Source organism: Mycobacterium sp. NGS19 (genome assembly GCF_059813155.1).
Genome location: NZ_JCALEB010000008.1, coordinates 92,426 through 112,111, shown reverse-complemented (window position 1 = coordinate 112,111; position 19,686 = coordinate 92,426). Strand labels below are relative to the sequence as shown.

Below are 19,686 nucleotides of genomic sequence, written 5' to 3'. Positions count from 1 at the left end.
GGTCACGTCGCGGCGGCCGCGAGGTAGTTGCGCCAGCCACCGCAGTCGCTGATGTCGGGCGCACCGGCCACCGCGGCCGGTTCGACGAGAAAGCCGCTGACCTCGCCGCCGTCGGCCAGAGCCACTCTGCCGATCACCATCGGTGCCGGCACCGCGGCGACGAACATTCCGAACCCCGCGGCGGGCAGCCGCCACAGTTCCCCGGCCACGCTGACCCCGCCCCCGCCGACGCGCACCAGACCCGGCTTAGCGGGCACCGTGCGCAGCGCGTGCAGCCGGTACTGCGGGGCCGTCGCCGCCGGGCCGACCAGCGTGCCGCCGGCCTCGACCAGCTGACGGTTCAACGGTTGACCGCTCAGATGCGCACCCACGACGAACAGCTCGACCGCCGGATTGGCGAACCGCTGGGCCAGTTCGGCGAGCATCCGGTCGCTGAACGCGTCCCCGGTGAGCATCGCGCCGAACGGCAGACCGTCGACGAAGCCGGCGGGAATGGCCAGCGACGCGAAGTCGAGAAGGTTCGCGAAGTTGGTGAACCTGCCCATGCGGTCGTTGGCGCCGACGGGATCGGCGGCCACCTGAGCCAGCGTGGGATGCCACGTGGTGGTCGGGGTCAACAGTGCTGCGCAGCCGTCCAGGGCGGAGCGGGCCGCTGCGGCAAGGTACGCCAGCTTGGCGGTGTCGGCTGCCCAGTCGGCGGCGGTCTTGGTGCGGGCGGACAAGATGATCGCCGCCACGGTGGGGTCGAGCGTGGTGCCGACGAGGTCGGTGTGCTGCTCGATGTGTGCGCCGACCGCCGCGTAGCGCTCGGCGACGAATGCCCCGCGATACAGCAGCGCGGCGGCCTGCAGCAGCGCGGTGATGTCGGTCTCGACGATCTCGGCGCCGACTGCCGCGAACCGGTTCACCGCCGCGGTGAAGGCCTCTTGCCAGCCGTCGGCGAGCCCGTCCAGCTGGTGCGCCGCCGGAACCGCGATGCGCGGGCGTGCCGGCGCGGGCCGGATCGGGGATTCGGTGCGGCACAACGGGGAGCCGTCGGGACCGGTCATCGTCTCGGCCGCGGCGCGGGCCAGCGCCATATCGCGGGCGAAGACACTGACGCAGTCGAGCCGGTAGCAGGCCGGCACCACGCCGGTCACCGGAATGAGACCCCGTGTCGGCTTGACGCCGACGATGCCGTTGAGCGCGGCGGGCACCCGCCCCGACCCGGCGGTGTCGGTGCCGAGCGCGAAGTCCACCATGCCCAGCGCCACCGCGACCGCCGACCCCGACGACGAGCCGCCGGCGATGCGCGACGGGTCCCACGCGTTGCGCACCGCACCGTACGGGCTGCGGGTGCCCACCAGCCCGGTGGCGAACTGATCCAGGTTGGTCTTGCCGAGCACCACCGCCCCGGCCGCGCGCAGCCGGGCGACCGCCGTCGAATCGCGTTGTGGCACATAGCGAAACGACGGGGCGGCCGCCGTCGTCGGCAGCCCCGCGACGTCGATGTTGTCCTTCACCGCGAACACCCGCCCGGCCAGCGGCAGGCCCGGGTCGACGGCGCCGGCTTCCTCCAGTGCCTCGCCGCGGTCGCGCAGCGTAATCCACACCTCCGGGCGGTCCGCCGCGCGGATCCGCTCGAACGCCGCCGCGACGGCATCCCGGGGGTCCATCAGCGCACCGCGGCCAGCAGCTGGCCCGGCGCCACCTGTTCACCGGCCTTGACGTAGACCTCGACCAGCGTGCCGCTGGCCGGCGAGGTGACGTGGCTTTCCATCTTCATCGCCTCCAACGAGAACAGCAGGTCGCCCTCGGTCACCCGGCTGCCGACGTCGGCGCGCACCTGCCACACCGTCGCGGTGAACGGCGCGGTGACCGGGGCGGCACCGTCGGGAACCGAAACCTGTTGCGGCGCAGCGTCCGTCGGCTCGTCTCGGCGGTCGAACTCGCCGGACCGCCGCCAGCGCTGCTTTTCCGCCTCGAACGCGGCCGACTGCCGGGCCCGGAACTGCGCAATCGAGTCGGCGTTGTCGGCGAGGAACCGGGTGTAGTCGGCGAGGGCGAACACCGAATCGACGGTGTCGAATTCGGCGCGCCCGGCTGCAGTTTCGGCGCGCAGCTCCAGCAGTTCGTCGGCGCCGACGGGGTACCACTCGATGCGGTCGAAGAACCGCAGCGCCCACGGGTTGTCGCGGAACAGGCCGCCGGAGCGGAACCGGTTCCAGATCTGCACGGTGCGCCCCACGAACTGGTACCCGCCGGGTCCCTCCATACCGTAGATGCACAGGTACGCCCCGCCGATGCCGACCGAGTTCTCCGCGGTCCAGGTGCGCGCCGGGTTGTACTTCGTGGTGACCAGACGGTGGCGCGGATCCAGCGGCGTGGCCACCGGAGCGCCCAGGTACACGTCGCCCAGCCCCAACACCAGGTAGCTGGCGTCGAAGACGATGCGGTGCACGTCGTCGACCGACTCCAATCCGTTGATGCGCCTGATGAATTCGATGTTGTCCGGGCACCACGGTGCGTCGTCGCGCACGCCGGTCATGTACCGCTCGATCGCAAGCCGGGTCGCGGGGTCGTCCCAGCTCAGCGGTAGCCGCACTGTGCGGGACGGGACGACGAGCTCATGGGTGGGCGGCACCTCGTCCTCCAGCTCAGCGAGCAGCGCGGCGAGGGCGCGAGGCGACAAGAGGCTGGGATCGGTGTGGATCTGCAGCGACCGGATGCCGGGAGTGACGTCGACGATGCCGGCCGGGGCGTGCTCGGCCAGCGTCTCTTGCAGGGCGTGCACGCGCATCCGCAGCGACAGGTCGAGTTCCATCGGCCCGTACTCGACGAGCAGGTTCACGTCGCCGTCGCGCCGATACGTCACGGCGGGGCGGTCGTCGCTGGCGTCGAGACGGGCGATCACCCCGTCGTCGCCGTCGCCGCCACGGCTGCGTACCGTGGGTGAACCGCGTTGCGCGGCAAGCGAACTCGCATCGGACTCGCGGACGGCGACGAAGCGGACCGTGTCGCCGGGGCGCAGCTGGCCGAGTTTCCAGCGCTCCGCGCTTGCGACGACCGCCGGGCAGACAAAGCCGCCGAGCGACGGGCCGTCGGGGCCGAGGATGATCGGCGTGTCGCCGGTGAAGTCGATGGCGCCGACCGCGTACGCGGTGTCGTGAATGTTCGACGGGTGCAGGCCCGCATCGCCGCCGTCGCGGCGCGCCCACTCGGGTTTCGGCCCGATCAGGCGGATCCCGGTGCGCGCCGAGTTGTGGTGCACCACGTAGTCGGTGGTGAACAACACGTCGATGTCGGAGCGGGTGAAGAACTCCGGCGCGGCGTGCGGTCCTTCGAGAACCCCGATCTCCCAATGGTTCTGGATCGCCGGGCGCCGGTGCGCGGGGGTGGATCCGGCGATGCGGCCCAGCCCGCTGGCGTTCTCCGCCGAGTCGGCCGAGCGGGTGCGCAGCACGTCACCGGACACCAGCGCCCGGCCGGCATGCCCGCCGAACCCGCCGAGGGTGAACGTCGACGCGCTGCCCAGATACGACGGCACGTCGATGCCGCCGCGGATCGCCACGTACGTGCGCAGGCCCGGGCCCGCTGAGACGCCGAGCGCCAGCACGGCTCCGCCGGGAACGTCGAACGGCTCCCACATCGCGACCGGCTGGCCGTCGACACTCACCGGCACGGGTGCGCCGGCGACACACACCACCGACGGCGCCGAGAAACGCACGCGCAGACCGCCGGCGGTGACCTCGAGCCCGGCCGCGCCGGCGGAATTTCCGACGGCGAGGTTGGCCTCGGTGAACGAGACCGCGTCGAACGGGCCGCTCGGCGGCACGCCGACGTGCCAGTAGCCGAGCCGGCCGGGCAGGTCCTGAACCGTGGTCAGCGGGCCGGGATCGAGCACGTCGATGCGCGGGTCGGGATCACCGCTGCCCGCGAGGCTGCAGGTGCAGTGCGCCGCCGCGCGCAGCGCGGTGTCGTCGGTGAGCACGCGCAACAGCCCGAGGTTGGTCACGATGCCGTCCACGCGGCTGGCTGCCAGCGCCTCGCGCAGCAGGTCCAGCGCGTCGTCGCGGGTCGGCCCGGTGGCGACGAGCTTGGCCAGCATCGGATCGTAGAACGGCGAAACCTCAAGTCCCGCCTCGATGTAGCCGTCCACGCGCACACCCGGGATCGCGTCGGCGCCCTGCCCGGGAAAGACCGCCTGAGTGACCAGGCCCGACGACGGCAGTGAGTCCTTGGCCGGGTCCTCGGCGTAGACGCGCGCCTCGACCGCGAACCCGCTGGGAACCCAGGTGCGGGTGAACACGTCGTCGTCGACGCTGCCGTCGCGGGCCAGCGCCAGCATCAACTCCACCAGGTCAACTCCGAAGATCTCCTCGGTGACGGGATGCTCCACCTGCAGGCGGGTATTGACCTCCAGGAAGGCGGCTTCTTCGCGGATCGGGTCGTAGACGAACTCGACGGTGCCGGCGCTGCGGTAGCGCACCGACGCGAGCAGGTCGCGCGCCGAAGTGTGCAGCAGCTCCCGCACGTGGTCGGGCAGCGCCGGGGCAGGAGCCTCCTCGATCACCTTCTGGTTGCGCCGCTGCAAGGAGCAGTCCCGGTCGCCCAGCACGGCCACCCGTCCCGTTCCGTCACCGAACACCTGGACCTCGACGTGCCGGGCGGGCCGCACCAGGCGCTCGAGGAACACGCCCGCGGAGCCGAAGTTCGCCTCGGCCATCGCCGCGACCCGTGTGAACGCGGCCCGTACCTCGTCGGCGTCGGCGCAGGCCTGCAAGCCGATGCCGCCACCGCCACCGGTGGCCTTGACCATCACCGGGAAACCGATCGCCTCGGCGGCGGCCACCGCTTCGTCGGCGTCGCTGAGCAGTGAAGTTCCGGCCAGCAGCGGCACGTTGGCCGCGCTGGCGAGCGCGCGGGCGGTGTGCTTTTCGCCGAACGCGGCGATCTGGCGCGCCGTCGGCCCCGCGAACCGGATGCCCTGCGACTCCACGGCCTGGGCGAAAGCCGCGCTCTCCGAAAGGAATCCGTAACCGGGGTGGATGATCGTGGCGCCGCTGCCCAACGCGGCCTCGACGATCGCCTCACCGCGCAAGTACGAGTCGCGCGCCGGGGCCGGCCCCAGCCGCACCGCGTGGTCGGCTTCACGCACATGCGGCGCGGCGCGGTCGGCGTCGGAGTAGACAGCCACCGCCTGCATTCCCATGCGGTGCACTGTGCGGATGACGCGGCGGGCGATCTCACCGCGGTTGGCCACCAGGACGGTGCCGGAGTTCGTCGCACTCATGCCGATTCGACCACCAGCATCCGCAGCGGCGTCGGGTTGAAGTCGTTGCACGGGTTGTTCATCTGCGGGCAGTTCGAGACGATCACCAGCACGTCCATCTCGGCGCGCAGCGCGACCCGCTTGCCGGGCGCAGACATTCCGTCGACGATGCCCAGCGCACCGTCGGGCTCCACCGGAACGTTCATGAACCAGTTCAGGTTCGACACCAAATCCGCCAGCCCCAGACCGTGGCGGATCGCCTCGGAAAGGAAGTTCTCCCGGCAACCGTGATGGAACATCACGTGGTGGCCGTAGCGCAGGGTGTTCGACTCCTTGGAGCAGGCACCGCCGATCGTGTCCTGGCGGTCGATCTCGTTGCCGACCACGGTCATCAGGGCTGCGCCCTCGTTGCTGCGCAGCACCGTGCCGGTGCGGACGTAGGCGTTGCGCTGCCAGGCCAGTGTGTCGGGGACGCTGTAGCGCTCGGCGGTGTCTGCGGCGTTGTAGATCAGGCAGTCCGCCGACTGGTTGCCGCCGACGTCGACGATCGTGAGCACCTGCCCGGCGCGCACGACCGCCGACCACGGGCCGTTGGGAGGGACGCGGTCGTCGAGCACTATCCGTCCGGGGACCATGGGTTCGCCCCAGTCGAGCGCAGTGTCGTCGGCGCACGCCGCGCCGACGGGAACGGTCGAGTTGGTCACAGTCCTCGGGCCTCCGCATAGTCGATAGTGTTCAGATAGGCGCGGTTGAGTTCCGGTGTGGCACTGAATCTTTCGTCCTGCGGGCCGGTGGGCCGCCCCCGCCAGGCGTGCACCCGCAGCGGGCCTACCACGTAGTCCGGTCGCGGGTCGAGCGGGTGCGCGACGTTGGCGAGCAGCACCAGCAGAGGCAGCTCGGCGACCAGCTCGACGTGCGTGCCCGGCCCGGCAGAGCCGTGCCACACCAGCTCGCCGTCGGCGGCCACCCGCACGCCCTGGAAGAACGACACGCTCGGTGGTAGGTCGCGCCGGCCCAGCCCGTGTTTGGCTGCGGCCTTGACGAACAGCGCCCGGCCCGACGGGCAGGGGCCGTGGGCGCGGGCGTCGCCGTATTTGCGCAGGTTCCACGAGTCGGTGGAGGTGCCGCAGAACGCGTCGTGGCGACCCGAGGTGTCCGCGCTGATCGTCGCCAGCACTCGGCCGTCGCCGGAGAGCAGCGGGTGATCGGCGCCCAGGTAGGCCTGCCACGGGATCTTGGTGGTGTCGGCGACGTTGAGCCGCTCGACGGGCTCGAGCGCGTTGAACACCAGCAGGTGCGCGCAGGCGTCGCCGGTCGGGTCGTCCAGCCGCAGCCGGGTGCCGCGAGCCAGCACCTTGTGGGTGTATCCGCCCGGCGCAACGGTTTCGGCCCACACCAGATCTTCAGGCGTCACCCCCGGCGGGCAGTACGGGCTCGACGAGGCCGGCAGGTACGGCATCCACTGGCTGGTCTGGCCGGCCCGGGCGCGCGCGTCGGCCCGGGCGTTGCCGACGCTGTCGGTGCGGCGGGCCTGGTGTGCCGGAGGCTGGTGATGCGAGATCGTCATCGGTGTCCTCACGCGGTTTCCGGCACGTGGGCGGGCACGTGGGTGTGGGGGATGTGGGCCAGTTCGATGCGCCGGTGCAGGCGCCGCAGCACGAAATAGACGGCGCCGACGGCCAGCGACACGCCGAGGAAGAGCAGCGCGCTCCACTGCAGCCACCACGTGTCACCGGTCAGGTCGTAGATCTCCCGGCGCGGCCACATCAGGTTGACCACCATGCCGATCTGGTAGATCACGGCCGCGAATGTGACTGGCACACCCCACTTTCCGAGCGAGAACTGGGGCGCGCCGTCTTCGTCGACGCCGCTGGGGAACCGGTCGGTGTTGCGGTGCCTGATCCGCTGCACCAGCAGCGGCAGCGTGACACCCAGATACGCCAGGTACAGCATCGCGATGCACAGACTCGACAGCGCGGTGAAGATCGCGGCCTGCTTGATGTTGACCAGCAGTGCGATCGCGGCGCCGGCGCCCACCACGATCGTGGCCAGGATCGGTGTTCCGGTGCGGGGCGATACCCGGTTGAGGTAGCGGTGCAGCGGCAGCGCCCGCTCCCGGGCCATCGAGTAGATCATCCGGGTGCCCGAGGTCTGCACGGCCAGCGTGCACGCGAAGATCGCCACCGCGACACAGGACAGCAAGAGCCGGCCGGGGACCTCGCCGAGCCGGTCGGTGAGCACCCACGCCAGCCCGCCGGTGGCCAGCTTGCCGTCGGTGAGGCTGCTGGCCGACATCAGCGCCGCCAGGATCAGCAGCCCGCCGCCGATGCCCGAGATGACCAGAGCGCGAAGGATCGTGCGCGGAGTGGTCTTGCGGGGGCGGTGCGTCTCCTCTGCGAGCTCACCGGCCGAGTCGAAGCCGACCATCACGTACGCCGCCATCAGCGACGAGGCGAGGAACGCCGACAGGTAGCCGCCGCCGGACCAGCCCTCGTTGCTGAGAACGACGTCCGGGCCGCGCTCGGGCAGGAAGAACAGCAGCAGCACCAGCGCGATGACACCGGCGATCTCGATGACCACCCCCACGCTCGTCGACACCGCCATCCGCCGCACGCCAGAGACGTTCACCAGCGTGGCGATCACCAGCATGACCACGCCGAGCAGCACCGCGTTCTGCGCTCCGGTGGGCGACGTCAGCGCCGGGTCGGCCGCCGAGCCGCCGACGATCTGAAAGCCCGACCAGATGCTCGGCAGCACGGCCTGGGTGGCGATCGCGGCCGCCGCGACCGTGAGGATCTGGCCGATGATCATCGTCCAGCCGACGAACCAGCCCATCGTGGTGCCGGCGAGGCGACTCGACCACTGGAAGATGACGCCGGAGATCGGCCACCGCGCCGCCAGTTCGGCGAAACACAGGGCCACCAGCATTTGGCCCACCCACACCGCCGGCCAGGTCCAGAAGAACGCCGCGCCGCCGAGCCCGAAGCCGAGCCCGAACAGCTGGAACACAGTGGTCAGGATCGACACGAACGAGAAGCCGGCCGCAAACGAGGCGAACGATCCGACGCCGCGGCGCAGCTCCTGCTGGTAGCCCGTATGGACATGACCGCGGGCTGGGCTGCCATCCGGCCGGGACGGTGCGGTGAGTTCCGGTGCGCTCATCCGTGCTCCTGACGCGTGAGGAATACCTGTCGATTGACAGGTAAGAGCGTCGGACGTTTCTGTCGCGGTGGTGAGTCCTCGGCGTAAATTCCGTGTTTCGGCTCACCGGGAGCCGGGCGGCCCGCGCCGACGCGCGTTTTGACCAGCGATTACGCGCACAGGTAGGCTGCTCGGTTGGCGCGCGGTACGCCAACTGGGCCTCGGGTCAATGTCGGTCGCCGAGAGCATGCCCTGCCGCGACGCCGTGACCGGCGCCCGGGTCATCCGGGATCCACCCGAGTCGAGAGGTAAGCGCTGTGCCCACGTACACGCCGAAGGCCGGTGACACCACGCGCACGTGGTACGTCATCGACGCCACGGACGTCGTGCTCGGCCGCCTTGCCGCCGCAGCTGCCACATTGCTGCGCGGCAAGCACAAGCCGACGTTCACCCCCCACGTCGACGGCGGCGACTTCGTCATCGTCGTCAACGCCGACAAGGTCGCCATCAGCGGCAACAAGCTGCAGAACAAGTTCGCGTACCGCCACTCGGGATATCCCGGCGGCCTGCGGGCCCGTTCCGTCGGCGACCTGATGCAAAAGCACCCCGACCGCGTCGTCGAGAAGGCGATCGTCGGCATGCTGCCCAAGAACCGGCTGGGCCGCCAGATCAAGCGCAAGCTGCGCGTCTACGCCGGACCGGAGCATCCGCACACGGCCCAGCAGCCGGTTCCGTACGAGATCAAGCAGGTGAGCCAGTGACCCAGCCAGTTGACACGACCGTGGAGACCACCGAGGAGACGGCGGCGCGCGAGCCGGTTGTCATCGACCGCCCCATCCAAACCGTCGGCCGTCGGAAAGAGGCCGTGGTGCGCGTCCGGCTGGTGCCCGGCACCGGCAAGTTCAACCTGGACGGGCGCACCCTGGAGGACTACTTCCCCAACAAGGTGCACCAGCAGCTGATCAAGGCGCCGCTGGTGACCGTCGACCGGCTGGACAGCTTCGACATCTACGCCCACCTCGACGGCGGCGGCCCCTCCGGGCAGGCCGGGGCGCTGCGGCTGGCGATCGCCCGTGCGTTGATCCTGGTGCAGCCCGAAGACCGGCCTGCGCTGAAGAAGGCCGGGTTCCTTACTCGTGACCCGCGTGCGACCGAGCGCAAGAAGTACGGCCTCAAGAAGGCCCGCAAGGCGCCGCAGTACTCGAAGCGCTGATTTCCCAGCAGCTCTATCAGGCGCCGGACGTGTGACATCAATCACGCTCGGCGCCTGATTTTTTGGGGTAATTCCGCAATCGAGGTTTGGCTTCGCCGCCAAGTGTGGAAACCCCCTCTGCGGGAGCAGGGGGCGTTTCTTCGCGCCAGGCAGGCCGACCCTGCCACCGGTGCTACCAAGCACGACGGTGTCCGGATCGCTGCTTCCTGACGAAAAGGAGTTATCCATGCGAAACAACCTCAAGCGAGTTGGCGCGGGCGCGGTGCTCGCCGGATCGCTGGTGTGTACCGGCGGACTTGCGATCGCCACTGCGGCGCCCGGTGCCAACGTCATCAACGATCAGCTGGTCAACCTCGGTGTGGGCAACGACCAGAACTTCCTGCAGGACGTGAACGTCAACGTGGCGTCGCAGATCGCGGGACTGCTGTGCGGCACCGCCGAGAACGGTCCGAACGCGAACACGCCGACGGCGAACACGCCGAACTCGAACGGCGCGAACGTGACCGGCGTGGCCAACAACCAGTCCACGGTGAACGTCCGCGACATCACCGCACTGGCCAACCAGGTGGACGCGGGGCTGCTGCCCACGACCACCTGTGACAGTCCGCAGGGTGTCGTGACGATCGCGCAGAACAATGCGATGAGTTCGCCGAACGCCACCAACGCGCCGGCGGCGAACACGCCGAACGGCACCAACACGCCGGCGGGCAACCCGAACGGCAGCACTGAGCCGGCGGGCAATCCGAACGCCAACAACGCCCCGGCGGGCACGCCGAACGCGACCAACGCCGGCCCGAACACCGAGAACGTCTCGGAGCAGCCCAACGGGGCGCCGGCAGGCCAGCCGAACACGGCTCAGATGACGCCGACGTCGGGTGGCGTGACGCCGTCGAGCTAACCGGCAGAACCTCACCGCCCGCGCCCGCGAGGTGCGGGCGGTGAGTGCTGTCCGGGGTATCGCCGGGGTAGCGATCAGGCGGCAACATGGCTGACGACCTCATTGTTTGTGTCTTCCACGTCCGACTGTGAGAAGTTTGTGCGCATGGCTCGACTCTTCGGCACCGACGGTGTCCGCGGCGTGGCCAACCGTGAGCTGACCGCCGAGCTTGCCCTGGCCATCGGATCCGCGGCCGCGCGCCGGCTGGGCGCCGCCTCGCGCCACGGCCGCCGCGTCGCGGTGGTCGGCCGCGATCCGCGGGCCAGCGGCGAGATGCTCGAGGCCGCGGTGATCGCCGGTATCACCAGTGAGGGCGTCGATGCGCTGCGCGTCGGCGTGCTGCCCACCCCAGCGGTGGCTTATCTGACCAGCGCCTACGACGCCGAGTTCGGTGTGATGATCTCCGCGTCGCACAACCCCATGCCTGACAACGGCATCAAGATCTTCGGGCCGGGCGGCCACAAGCTCGACGACGCCACCGAGGACGACATCGAGCGCCTGGTCTCCACCAACCCTGCCGAGCGGCCGGTCGGCGCGGCCATCGGGCGGGTCGTCGACGCCGAAGACGCGCTCGAGCGGTACCTGCGCCACGTCGGCAAGGCCGTCACCACCCGGCTCGACGGGCTGACCGTGGTCGTCGACTGCGCTCACGGAGCTGCCTCGACGGCAGCGCCTCGCGCATACCAGGCCGCCGGCGCGCGCGTCCTCGCGATCAACGCCGCGCCGAACGGTCTGAACATCAACGACGGCTGTGGGTCCACCCACATCGATGCGCTGCGAGCCGCTGTCCTGCGCCATGGGGCCGACTTGGGGCTGGCCCACGACGGTGACGCCGACCGGTGCCTGGCCGTCGACGCGCACGGCGACGCGGTCGACGGGGACGCGATCATGGCGATCCTCGCGCTGGCGATGCGTGAGGCCGGTGAACTGACCTCCGACACGCTGGTGGCGACGGTGATGAGCAACATGGGATTGCACCTGGCGATGCGGGCGGCCGGAATCGAGGTCCGCACCACGGCCGTCGGCGACCGCTACGTCCTCGAGGAACTGCGCGCCGGCGGCTATGCGCTGGGCGGCGAGCAGTCCGGTCACATCGTGATGCCCGCGCTGGCGACCACCGGCGACGGGATCGTGACCGGTCTTCGGCTGATGTCGAGGATGGCGCAAACCGGCCGGCCGCTGCGCGAACTGGCGTCGGCCATGCACACGCTGCCGCAGGTGCTGATCAACGTCGAGGTCGCCGACAAGACCACAGTGGCGGCAGCGCCTTCCGTACAGGCGGCCGTCGCCGACGCAGAAGCCGAGCTCGGTGACACTGGACGAATCCTGTTGCGCCCCAGCGGAACCGAACAGCTCGTGCGCGTGATGGTGGAAGCTCCCGACGAAGACACCGCCAAACAGGTTGCGATTCGCGTGGCCACCTGCGTCAGCGAGCAGAACTAGCCGGAACCGCATCACCCTGCCGCGCGTCGTAGCCGGTATGGGATCAAACAGCGCGCGGGTCGACGCGGACGCGGTGCGTGACATCGCAGCGGAATTCGACGCGACGGCCGAGGATGTGCAGGCGGCGGTGCGAATGCATCTGTGGCGGTTGGGTTTCGGTGGTGCCACCGCGGGCCGAATGCATGCCGCGCGCGGTGACGCGCTGCGCGCGTCGCTCGACCCGGTGGCCGACGGGCTGACCGCGTGGGCGCGTGCGTCCTCGGAGATCGCGGCCGCACTGCGCGCGAGTGCCGACCGCTATGTGAGCGCCGACCAGCACAGCGCTGCCCGGTTCGACTAACCATGGGCGCCGAATTCGACGTCGCCGCCAGGCTGGCGGAAGCACGCCAAGCTGTCGACGACACCCAGACGTACGTGTGGGCATGCCACCTCGTGGACTATCAGAACCCCGACCTGACTTTGCATCCGGCGCAGATCCGCGACTGGTTCTCCAGTGAGGACGGCATGGATTTGCGGGTGCTCGACGCGGACCGGTCGGCTTTGCAGGAGGTGGCGACAACCGCCGAGGGCGCGCTGCGGCGGCAACGCGAACAGCTGAGCCGGCTCGCCGGGGCATGGCAGGGAGCCGGTGCTGCGTCCGCCGAGGACTTCGTGCGTGGGCATTGCGACGCGGCCGACAGCGTGGCAGCCATGACGCGCACGGCGGCGGATGCCCTTGGTGGCCTTCGGGACACGCTGTGGAAGCTGGTGGATTCCAAGGTGGCTGCGGTGGGTGCGATCGACGAGCGCCGCGGCGGCGACCGGCCGGCCTGGCTGGCCGCCGCGCAGACCGTGATCACCGGTGTCGGTGACCGCGCGGCGGCCAGTGAACTGCTCGACCGGCAGGTGAAACCCTTCGTGGACAACGACATTCGCGTCGACTGGCTGACAGCGGTGCGAACGGCGATGGCATCCGTCGACAGCAGTTACGACGCCGCGATCTCCGGGTTGACGTCGGCGGCGCCCGTGCGGTTCGACGTGCCGGGCGATTTGGGGCCGCAGCCGGCGCCGCCGCCGGCGGCGGATCCAGAAACCGACGACATGCACGCCCACGATGCCGCTCCCACCACCCAATCGGCGCAGGCCCCGCCCGCCGCGCCGGGACCACCGCCGCCAGCGTCGTACGCGGCGCCGTCGTATCCGGCCTCCGCGCCGTCGTATCCGCCGTCAGCCGTGATGCCCGCGAGCATGCCGGCGAGCATGCCGGCCTCGATGCCGGGCGCCATGCCGGCGGAGACTCCCGCGGCGCCGACCCCGACAGCGTCGCCGGCGACGGCACCATTGGCCGCGCCCGGCCTCGACGGGCTCGGCCAACGCTTCGCCGACGTTCTCGGCGGGCTCCTGCCATCGGCGGACGATGCGGGTCTGCCGGATCTGCCGGCGCTCGACGACGCGCCCGAGGCTGACGACCAGGGGTCCGACGACACCGAGGACCAAAAGCCGAACGACACACCACCGTCTCAGGAGGGCGTGGACAACGAAAACCCTTGCAGCGCAGAGGAAGACGATGAGCAAGGGAATCCGGAGCCGACAGCGGACAGCGCGGAGGAAACAGCGCCGGGTGAGCAGCCGGCGGAAGAAACGCCGCCGGGGGAGTCACCGCCTGCGTCGCCGGAGCCGCCGCCTGCTTCGCCGGAGCCGGGGCCGGAACCGCCGGAACCGCCGGCGCCTGAACCGCCAGCTCCCGAACCGCCGCAACCGCCGGCTCCGGCGCCTGCACCGCCCGGCACTGCCACACCGTGTGAGATTGCCGCCGACGAACTGCCGCAGGCCGGGCAGTGACCGACGTCAACGGCCGACTGGCCGACATCCTCGCCGAATACACCGACACGATCAGCCACCTCGAGCGGCCAGCAGAAACGCCGAGAACCGACACGCGCGACGGCCGGATCCTCAAACCCGCCGACCGGCAGCGGCGCTGCAGAGCGCCGACCTTCGGTGCTAGGGCTTGAGCAGCGCGACGACCTTGTCCTCGATCTCCACCGGATCGGCGTCGGGGTCGACAGGCTGGGTCTTCGGCAGCACCACGTCGGGGTCCGCGAACTCGCGGTACGTCTTGTCTCCCGCCAGCACGTGCAGCAGATATCCGGTCAGCAGCGCGCGCACCACCTTCTGCGTGCTGCGGTCGGCAGCCGGCAGCCCCACCACGCGCGCCAGCCGCCGTCCTTCGATCAGCCCGCCCGGCTTGGCCTTCTTGACGATCCGCAGCACAGCGCCGTCCCACGCCCGGGCCAGCTCCGCCGCGTTGGACCGCAGGGTCTGCGGATCCCCGGGCGCGGTAAGCACCAGCCCCGGGATCGTCAAACTCGTGGCCGCTTGCTCGGCGGCCGGCCGGGTGACCGTCGGAAACAGCGCGGCCACCGCCTTGGGTGTGAAACGCGATCCCTGCGAGCGGCCGGCGGCGGCCAGCACCGCTGCCGACCCGCCGAAACCATGTCCGACCAGCCCGAGCTTGTTGGGATGCACGCTGATCTTGCCGGCGCCGAGGCGCACCCCCGCGACGATGTCCAGCGCTGTGCGCAGGTCGTAGGCGAAGTTCAGTGCCGACGGTGCCATCCCCCGCTCGGTGGCGGGGGCCGCAGCGACGATTCCCCAGGACGCAAGGTGCTCCAGCGTGCCGTGGTAGCGGTCGGCGGATGTGAGCCAGTCGTGCCCGAACACCACCGCAGGCAAATTGAAGCCCGACTCAGGCGTGTAGACGATCCCCGGTAGCCCGGCAAACGCCAGGTCACCGCGCAGAACCCGATGGGGGCCGCGGCGGGTCAGCGCGCTGAAGAGTTTGCGGGTCCGGGCCATGGGTGAACGGTAGCGGACCCCGCCGGACCCCACGGTTCCACTACCCTGGTCACCTATGTGCGGGATCGTCGGCTACGTCGGGCAGCGTCCTGCCTGCGAGGTCGTCGTGCAGGCACTGCACCGCATGGAGTACCGCGGCTACGACTCGGCCGGCATCGCGATCCTCGACGGCAACGGCGGCATGGCCGTGCACCGGCGCGCGGGTCGGCTCGCCAACCTGGGCGAGGCGCTGGACTGCACCGACCCGGTCGCATTGCGAGGTCACGCCGGCCTGGGCCACACCCGCTGGGCCACGCACGGCCGGCCCACCGACCGCAACGCCCACCCGCACGTCGACGCCACCGGCAAAATCGCGGTCGTCCACAACGGGATCATCGAGAACTTCGCGACGCTGCGCCGTGAGTTGGAAGGCGCCGGCGTCGAATTCGCCAGCGACACCGACACTGAGGTCGCGGTGCACCTGGTGTCACGGCAGTACCACTTCGGCGACACCGCAGGCGATTTTGTCGCGTCGGTGCTGGCCGTGCTGCGCCGCCTCGAAGGCCATTTCACGCTGGTGTTCGCCAACGCCGACGAACCCGGCACCATCGTCGCCGCGCGCCGGTCCACGCCGTTGGTGCTCGGCATCGGTGACGGCGAGATGTTCATCGGCTCCGACGTCGCCGCGTTCATCGAATACACCCGCCACGCCGTCGAATTGGGCCAGGACCAGGCGGTGGTGATCACTGCCGACGGGTACCGCGTCACGGACTTCGCGGGCGAGGACGTGGGCGGCTACCGCGAGTTCCACATCGACTGGGACCTGTCGGCTGCCGAGAAGGGCGGCTATGAGTTCTTCATGCTCAAGGAGATCGCCGAGCAACCCGCCGCAGTGGCCGACACCCTTCTCGGGCACTTCGTCGACGGGCACATCGTGCTCGACGAGCAGCGGTTGAGCGACCAGGAACTGCGCGAGGTCGACAAGGTGTTCGTCGTCGCGTGCGGCACCGCCTACCACTCCGGGCTGCTGGCCAAGTACGCGATCGAACACTGGACGCGCCTGCCGGTGGAAGTGGAGCTGGCCAGCGAATTCCGCTATCGCGACCCGGTGCTGGACCGCAGCACGCTGGTCGTCGCGATCTCGCAATCCGGCGAGACCGCCGACACGTTGGAGGCGGTGCGGCACGCCAAAGAGCAGAAGGCCAAGGTGCTGGCGGTCTGCAACACCAACGGCAGCCAGATCCCGCGCGAATGCGATGCGGTGCTCTACACCCGCGCCGGACCGGAGATCGGGGTGGCGTCCACCAAGACGTTCCTCGCGCAGATCGCGGCGAACTACCTGGTCGGCTTGGCGCTGGCCCAGGCGCGCGGCACCAAATACGCCGATGAAGTCGCACGCGAGTACCACGAACTCGAGGCGATGCCCGAGCTGGTGTCGCGGGTGCTCGCCGGCGTCGAACCGTTCGCCGACGTCGCACGCCGGTTCGCGTCGTCGCCGACGGTGCTGTTCCTCGGCCGCCACGTCGGCTACCCGGTGGCGCTGGAAGGAGCGCTCAAGCTCAAGGAGCTGGCATACATGCACGCCGAGGGCTTCGCGGCCGGCGAGCTGAAGCACGGGCCGATCGCGCTGATCGAGGACGGTCTGCCGGTGATCGTCGTGATGCCGTCGCCGAAGGGCTCGGCGCAACTGCACGCCAAGCTGCTGAGCAACATCCGCGAGATTCAGGCGCGCGGTGCGATCACGATCGTGATCGCCGAGGAGGGCGACGACACCGTGCGGCCCTACGCTGACCATCTGTTCGAAATCCCAGCTGTCTCAACGCTTTACCAGCCACTGCTGTCCACCATTCCGCTGCAGGTTTTCGCGGCGTCAGTGGCGCAGGCCCGCGGCTACGACGTCGACAAGCCGCGAAACCTGGCCAAGTCCGTCACCGTCGAATAGCCGGCATCCGATCGCGCCGACTGTGCGGTTCTGTACGCGACACGCCGAGGTGACCGTACGAAACTGCACACTCGGGCGTCCGGCGTGAGCTGATCGACTAGAACGGGAGCTGATGCGGCACTACTACACCGTCGAGGCGATCCGCGCCGCCGAGGCCCCGTTGCTGGCCAGCCTGCCCGAGGGTGCGCTGATGCGCCGCGCCGCCTATCCGCTGTCGGTGGCGGTCGCTCGGGAGCTGCGGGCCCGTACCGGCGGCGTCGCGGGCCGAAAGATCTGCGCGGTCGTCGGCTCAGGAGACAACGGCGGCGACGCGCTGTGGGCGTCGACGTTTCTGCGCCGCCGAGGAGTCAGCGCCGCGGCGGTGCTGCTCAACCCCGACAAGGCGCACAGGAAGGGTTTAGCGGCCTTCCTGCGCGCCGGCGGTCGCATCGCCGAAACCGTCCCAGCCGCAACCGATCTCGTGATCGACGGGGTGGTCGGCATCTCCGGCTCCGGGCCGCTGCGGCCGGCGGCCGCCGAGGTGTTCGCCGCGGTCGACGACGCCGGCATCCCCGTGGTGGCCGTCGACATCCCCAGTGGCGTCGACGTCCACACCGGCGCAACAACCGGCCCGCACGTCCACGCGGCGCTGACCGTCACGTTCGGCGGACTCAAACCTGGGCACGCTCTGGGCGATTGCGGGCGTGTCGAACTCGTCGACATCGGACTGGATCTGCCGCCGACGGACGTGCTCGGCTTCGAGGCTGACGACGCGCGGACACGCTGGCCGGTGCCGCACCGCAATGACGACAAGTACACCCAGGGTGTCACCGGAATTCTTGCGGGGTCCGCCACGTATCCCGGTGCTGCCGTGCTGTGCACGGGCGCTGCCGTCGCTGCCACCTCAGGCATGGTCCGGTATGCGGGAAGTGCTGCGGCACAAGTGCTTTCGCACTGGCCGGAGGTGATCGCCACAGCCACCGCCGAAGCTGCCGGCCGGGTGCAGGCGTGGGTGGTCGGGCCGGGCATCGGCACCGGTGACGCCGGCGCCGGTGCGCTGTGGTTCGCGCTGAACACGGAGCTGCCCGTGATCGTCGACGCCGATGCGCTGACGATCCTGGCCGACCACCCCGAGGCCGTCACGAATCGTAAGGCGCCGACTGTCCTCACTCCTCACGCCGGCGAATTCGCCCGCCTCGCAGGCGAACCCCCCGGCGACGACCGTGTCGGCGCCACCCGCCGGCTCGCGGAGCGGTTCGGCGCCACCGTGCTGCTGAAGGGCTACGTCACCGTGATCGCCGAGCCGGGCGGCCCGGTCTACCTCAACTCGGCGGGCGCGGCATGGGCGGCCACCGCAGGCTCCGGCGACGTGTTGTCGGGGATGATCGGTGCGCTGCTGGCCCACGGGCTGCCCGCCGCCGAGGCCGCCGCCACGGCCGCGTTCGTCCACGCCCGCGCCGCGAACCTCTCGGCCGCCGACCCGGGTCCGGCGCCGGCGCCCACGTCGGCGTCGCGCATCCTGGCCCACATCCGCTCAGCCGTCGCCGCTTTGTAACGAAAGGTTCTGCCGTGCCGCGTGTTTCGCATCCCTCGCCGTCGATTGCCCCGGCTTACACCGGCCGGCTGGCATGCACGCCGATCCCGTCGCTGCGCTTGCCGGACGACCCGATGGACCCCGAAGCGGCGTACCGGTTCATCCACGACGAGCTGATGCTCGACGGCAGTTCGCGGCTGAACCTGGCGACGTTCGTCACGACGTGGATGGACCCGCAGGCCGAGAAGCTGATGGCCGAGACGTTCGACAAGAACATGATCGACAAGGACGAATATCCGGCGACCGCGGCGATCGAGCAGCGCTGCGTGTGTATGGTCGCCGACCTGTTCCATGCCGAGAACCTGCGCGACGACGACCCGTTCAGCGCGGTCGGCGTGTCGACGATCGGCTCGAGCGAGGCGGTGATGCTCGGCGGCCTGGCGCTGAAATGGCGGTGGAAACAACGCGCGGGAGATGGCTGGCGCACGCGCACCCCCAACCTGGTGATGGGCTCCAACGTGCAGGTGGTCTGGGAGAAGTTCTGCCGCTACTTCGAGGTCGAGCCGCGGTACCTACCGATGGCCGTGGGCCGCTACACCATCACCCCCGAGCAGGTGCTCGAGGCCGTCGACGAGGACACCATCGGCGTGGTCGCGATCCTGGGGACCACCTACACCGGCGAATTGGAGCCGATCGCCGAGATCTGCGCGGCGCTGGACGAGCTGGCAAAGGGCGGCGGTCACGATGTACCGGTGCACGTCGACGCGGCCAGCGGCGGCTTCGTCGTCCCGTTCCTGCACCCCGATCTCGAGTGGGATTTCCGGCTGCCCCGGGTGGTCTCGATCAACGTCAGCGGCCACAAGTACGGGCTGACCTACCCGGGGATCGGGTTCGTGGTGTGGCGCAACGCCGACTGCCTACCCGACGACCTGGTGTTCCGGGTCAACTACCTCGGTGGCGACATGCCGACCTTCACGCTGAACTTCTCCCGGCCGGGCAACCAGGTGGTCGGCCAGTATTACAACTTCCTGCGGCTGGGTCGCGGCGGCTACGGGCAGGTCATGGGTGCTCTGCAGACGACGGCGCGGTGGTTTGCCGACAGACTGGAGGCAACCAAGCACTTCGAGGTGATCTCCGACGGCTCGGCGACTCCGGTGGTGGCGTTCCGGCTGTCGGGCGACTTCGGGTACACCGAGTTCGACGTCTCCGCCGGGCTTCGCGCATACGGCTGGCAGGTACCCGCCTACACCATGCCGGAAGGCGCCGAGACCGTGTCCGTGCTGCGCGTCGTGGTCCGCGAAGGATTCTCGGCCGATCTGGCGCGTTCGCTGTACGAAGACCTGGCGAAGGTGATCGGCCACATGGACGAGCTGAAACCCGGCGGCGCGTTCGACGACCAGCAGCACTTCGCGCACTGAGCCTGAGCCCGCGC

Annotated in this window: 16 protein-coding genes; 10 read left to right on the top strand and 6 right to left on the bottom strand. The window is 70.1% G+C overall.

What is annotated here, in order from left to right:
- Positions 1 to 2: 2 nt before the first annotated feature.
- From AC5Y4N_RS20640 to AC5Y4N_RS20620, 5 genes are all read right to left on the bottom strand, one after another.
- The gene (locus AC5Y4N_RS20640; protein WP_499911349.1) at positions 3 to 1,655 is read right to left on the bottom strand and encodes an allophanate hydrolase; all 1,653 of its coding nucleotides are present in this window, start codon (positions 1,653 to 1,655) and stop codon (positions 3 to 5) included.
- Positions 1,655 to 5,272 (bottom strand): urea carboxylase, encoded by a 3,618-nt coding sequence (uca, locus tag AC5Y4N_RS20635; RefSeq protein ID WP_499911352.1) that lies wholly within the window; start codon positions 5,270 to 5,272, stop codon positions 1,655 to 1,657. Before uca ends, AC5Y4N_RS20640 begins: the two co-directional genes overlap by 1 nt.
- Positions 5,269 to 5,886, bottom strand: coding sequence for an urea amidolyase associated protein UAAP2 (locus tag AC5Y4N_RS20630; RefSeq protein ID WP_499911535.1), 618 nt, complete (start codon positions 5,884 to 5,886; stop codon positions 5,269 to 5,271). Before AC5Y4N_RS20630 ends, uca begins: the two co-directional genes overlap by 4 nt.
- A gap of 65 nt (positions 5,887 to 5,951) precedes the next feature.
- Positions 5,952 to 6,818: an urea amidolyase associated protein UAAP1 gene (locus AC5Y4N_RS20625; protein WP_499911354.1), complete on the bottom strand. Its 867-nt coding sequence runs from the start codon at positions 6,816 to 6,818 to the stop codon at positions 5,952 to 5,954.
- Positions 6,819 to 6,826: 8 nt separating this feature from the next.
- Positions 6,827 to 8,413, bottom strand: a complete 1,587-nt coding sequence (locus AC5Y4N_RS20620) for an APC family permease (RefSeq protein WP_499911356.1) — start codon at positions 8,411 to 8,413, stop codon at positions 6,827 to 6,829.
- Between the two features lie 296 nt (positions 8,414 to 8,709).
- Here AC5Y4N_RS20620 and rplM point away from each other — a divergent pair, with 296 nt between their 5' ends.
- From rplM to AC5Y4N_RS20585, 7 genes are all read left to right on the top strand, one after another.
- Entirely contained in the window at positions 8,710 to 9,153 is a 444-nt protein-coding gene (gene rplM, locus AC5Y4N_RS20615) for a 50S ribosomal protein L13 (RefSeq protein ID WP_499911358.1), read from the top strand.
- A 20-nt stretch (positions 9,154 to 9,173) separates the two neighbouring features.
- Positions 9,174 to 9,605: a 30S ribosomal protein S9 gene (gene rpsI, locus AC5Y4N_RS20610; RefSeq protein WP_499911536.1), complete on the top strand. Its 432-nt coding sequence runs from the start codon at positions 9,174 to 9,176 to the stop codon at positions 9,603 to 9,605.
- 226 nt (positions 9,606 to 9,831) lie between these two features.
- Complete coding sequence (locus AC5Y4N_RS20605) at positions 9,832 to 10,503, top strand: hypothetical protein (protein WP_499911360.1); 672 nt, start codon at positions 9,832 to 9,834, stop codon at positions 10,501 to 10,503.
- A gap of 144 nt (positions 10,504 to 10,647) precedes the next feature.
- The gene (gene glmM / locus AC5Y4N_RS20600) at positions 10,648 to 11,985 is read left to right on the top strand and encodes a phosphoglucosamine mutase (protein ID WP_499911365.1); all 1,338 of its coding nucleotides are present in this window, start codon (positions 10,648 to 10,650) and stop codon (positions 11,983 to 11,985) included.
- 37 nt (positions 11,986 to 12,022) lie between these two features.
- Positions 12,023 to 12,325, top strand: a complete 303-nt coding sequence (locus AC5Y4N_RS20595) for a type VII secretion target (protein ID WP_499911367.1) — start codon at positions 12,023 to 12,025, stop codon at positions 12,323 to 12,325.
- Positions 12,326 to 12,327: 2 nt separating this feature from the next.
- Positions 12,328 to 13,806 carry a hypothetical protein gene (locus AC5Y4N_RS20590; protein WP_499911369.1) on the top strand — a complete coding sequence of 493 codons (1,479 nt, stop codon included), beginning with the start codon at positions 12,328 to 12,330 and terminating at the stop codon, positions 13,804 to 13,806.
- Positions 13,803 to 13,976, top strand: coding sequence for a hypothetical protein (locus tag AC5Y4N_RS20585; protein WP_499911372.1), 174 nt, complete (start codon positions 13,803 to 13,805; stop codon positions 13,974 to 13,976). The genes AC5Y4N_RS20590 and AC5Y4N_RS20585 overlap by 4 nt, the downstream gene beginning before the upstream one ends.
- Here AC5Y4N_RS20585 and AC5Y4N_RS20580 read toward each other — a convergent pair.
- Positions 13,966 to 14,820: a dienelactone hydrolase family protein gene (locus tag AC5Y4N_RS20580; protein ID WP_499911374.1), complete on the bottom strand. Its 855-nt coding sequence runs from the start codon at positions 14,818 to 14,820 to the stop codon at positions 13,966 to 13,968. The genes AC5Y4N_RS20585 and AC5Y4N_RS20580 overlap by 11 nt on opposite strands.
- Positions 14,821 to 14,875: 55 nt before the next feature.
- Here AC5Y4N_RS20580 and glmS point away from each other — a divergent pair, with 55 nt between their 5' ends.
- From glmS to gad, 3 genes are all read left to right on the top strand, one after another.
- The gene (glmS, locus tag AC5Y4N_RS20575; RefSeq protein ID WP_499911376.1) at positions 14,876 to 16,741 is read left to right on the top strand and encodes a glutamine--fructose-6-phosphate transaminase (isomerizing); all 1,866 of its coding nucleotides are present in this window, start codon (positions 14,876 to 14,878) and stop codon (positions 16,739 to 16,741) included.
- A 112-nt stretch (positions 16,742 to 16,853) separates the two neighbouring features.
- The gene (locus tag AC5Y4N_RS20570; RefSeq protein WP_499911377.1) at positions 16,854 to 18,275 is read left to right on the top strand and encodes an NAD(P)H-hydrate dehydratase; all 1,422 of its coding nucleotides are present in this window, start codon (positions 16,854 to 16,856) and stop codon (positions 18,273 to 18,275) included.
- A gap of 14 nt (positions 18,276 to 18,289) precedes the next feature.
- Complete coding sequence (gad, locus tag AC5Y4N_RS20565) at positions 18,290 to 19,672, top strand: glutamate decarboxylase (protein WP_499911378.1); 1,383 nt, start codon at positions 18,290 to 18,292, stop codon at positions 19,670 to 19,672.
- Positions 19,673 to 19,686 lie beyond the last annotated feature (14 nt).

What these genes read in the sequence shown, in the direction of transcription:
- AC5Y4N_RS20640 (WP_499911349.1), bottom strand. Translation starts at nt 1,655, where the DNA reads ATGGACCCCCGGGATGCCGTCGCGGCGGCGTTCGAGCGGATCCGCGCG.
- uca (WP_499911352.1), bottom strand. Translation starts at nt 5,272, where the DNA reads ATGAGTGCGACGAACTCCGGCACCGTCCTGGTGGCCAACCGCGGTGAG.
- AC5Y4N_RS20630 (WP_499911535.1), bottom strand. Translation starts at nt 5,886, where the DNA reads ATGGTCCCCGGACGGATAGTGCTCGACGACCGCGTCCCTCCCAACGGC.
- AC5Y4N_RS20625 (WP_499911354.1), bottom strand. Translation starts at nt 6,818, where the DNA reads ATGACGATCTCGCATCACCAGCCTCCGGCACACCAGGCCCGCCGCACC.
- AC5Y4N_RS20620 (WP_499911356.1), bottom strand. Translation starts at nt 8,413, where the DNA reads ATGAGCGCACCGGAACTCACCGCACCGTCCCGGCCGGATGGCAGCCCA.
- AC5Y4N_RS20605 (WP_499911360.1), top strand. Translation starts at nt 9,832, where the DNA reads ATGCGAAACAACCTCAAGCGAGTTGGCGCGGGCGCGGTGCTCGCCGGA.
- glmM (WP_499911365.1), top strand. Translation starts at nt 10,648, where the DNA reads ATGGCTCGACTCTTCGGCACCGACGGTGTCCGCGGCGTGGCCAACCGT.
- AC5Y4N_RS20595 (WP_499911367.1), top strand. Translation starts at nt 12,023, where the DNA reads ATGGGATCAAACAGCGCGCGGGTCGACGCGGACGCGGTGCGTGACATC.
- AC5Y4N_RS20590 (WP_499911369.1), top strand. Translation starts at nt 12,328, where the DNA reads ATGGGCGCCGAATTCGACGTCGCCGCCAGGCTGGCGGAAGCACGCCAA.
- AC5Y4N_RS20580 (WP_499911374.1), bottom strand. Translation starts at nt 14,820, where the DNA reads ATGGCCCGGACCCGCAAACTCTTCAGCGCGCTGACCCGCCGCGGCCCC.
- glmS (WP_499911376.1), top strand. Translation starts at nt 14,876, where the DNA reads ATGTGCGGGATCGTCGGCTACGTCGGGCAGCGTCCTGCCTGCGAGGTC.
- AC5Y4N_RS20570 (WP_499911377.1), top strand. Translation starts at nt 16,854, where the DNA reads ATGCGGCACTACTACACCGTCGAGGCGATCCGCGCCGCCGAGGCCCCG.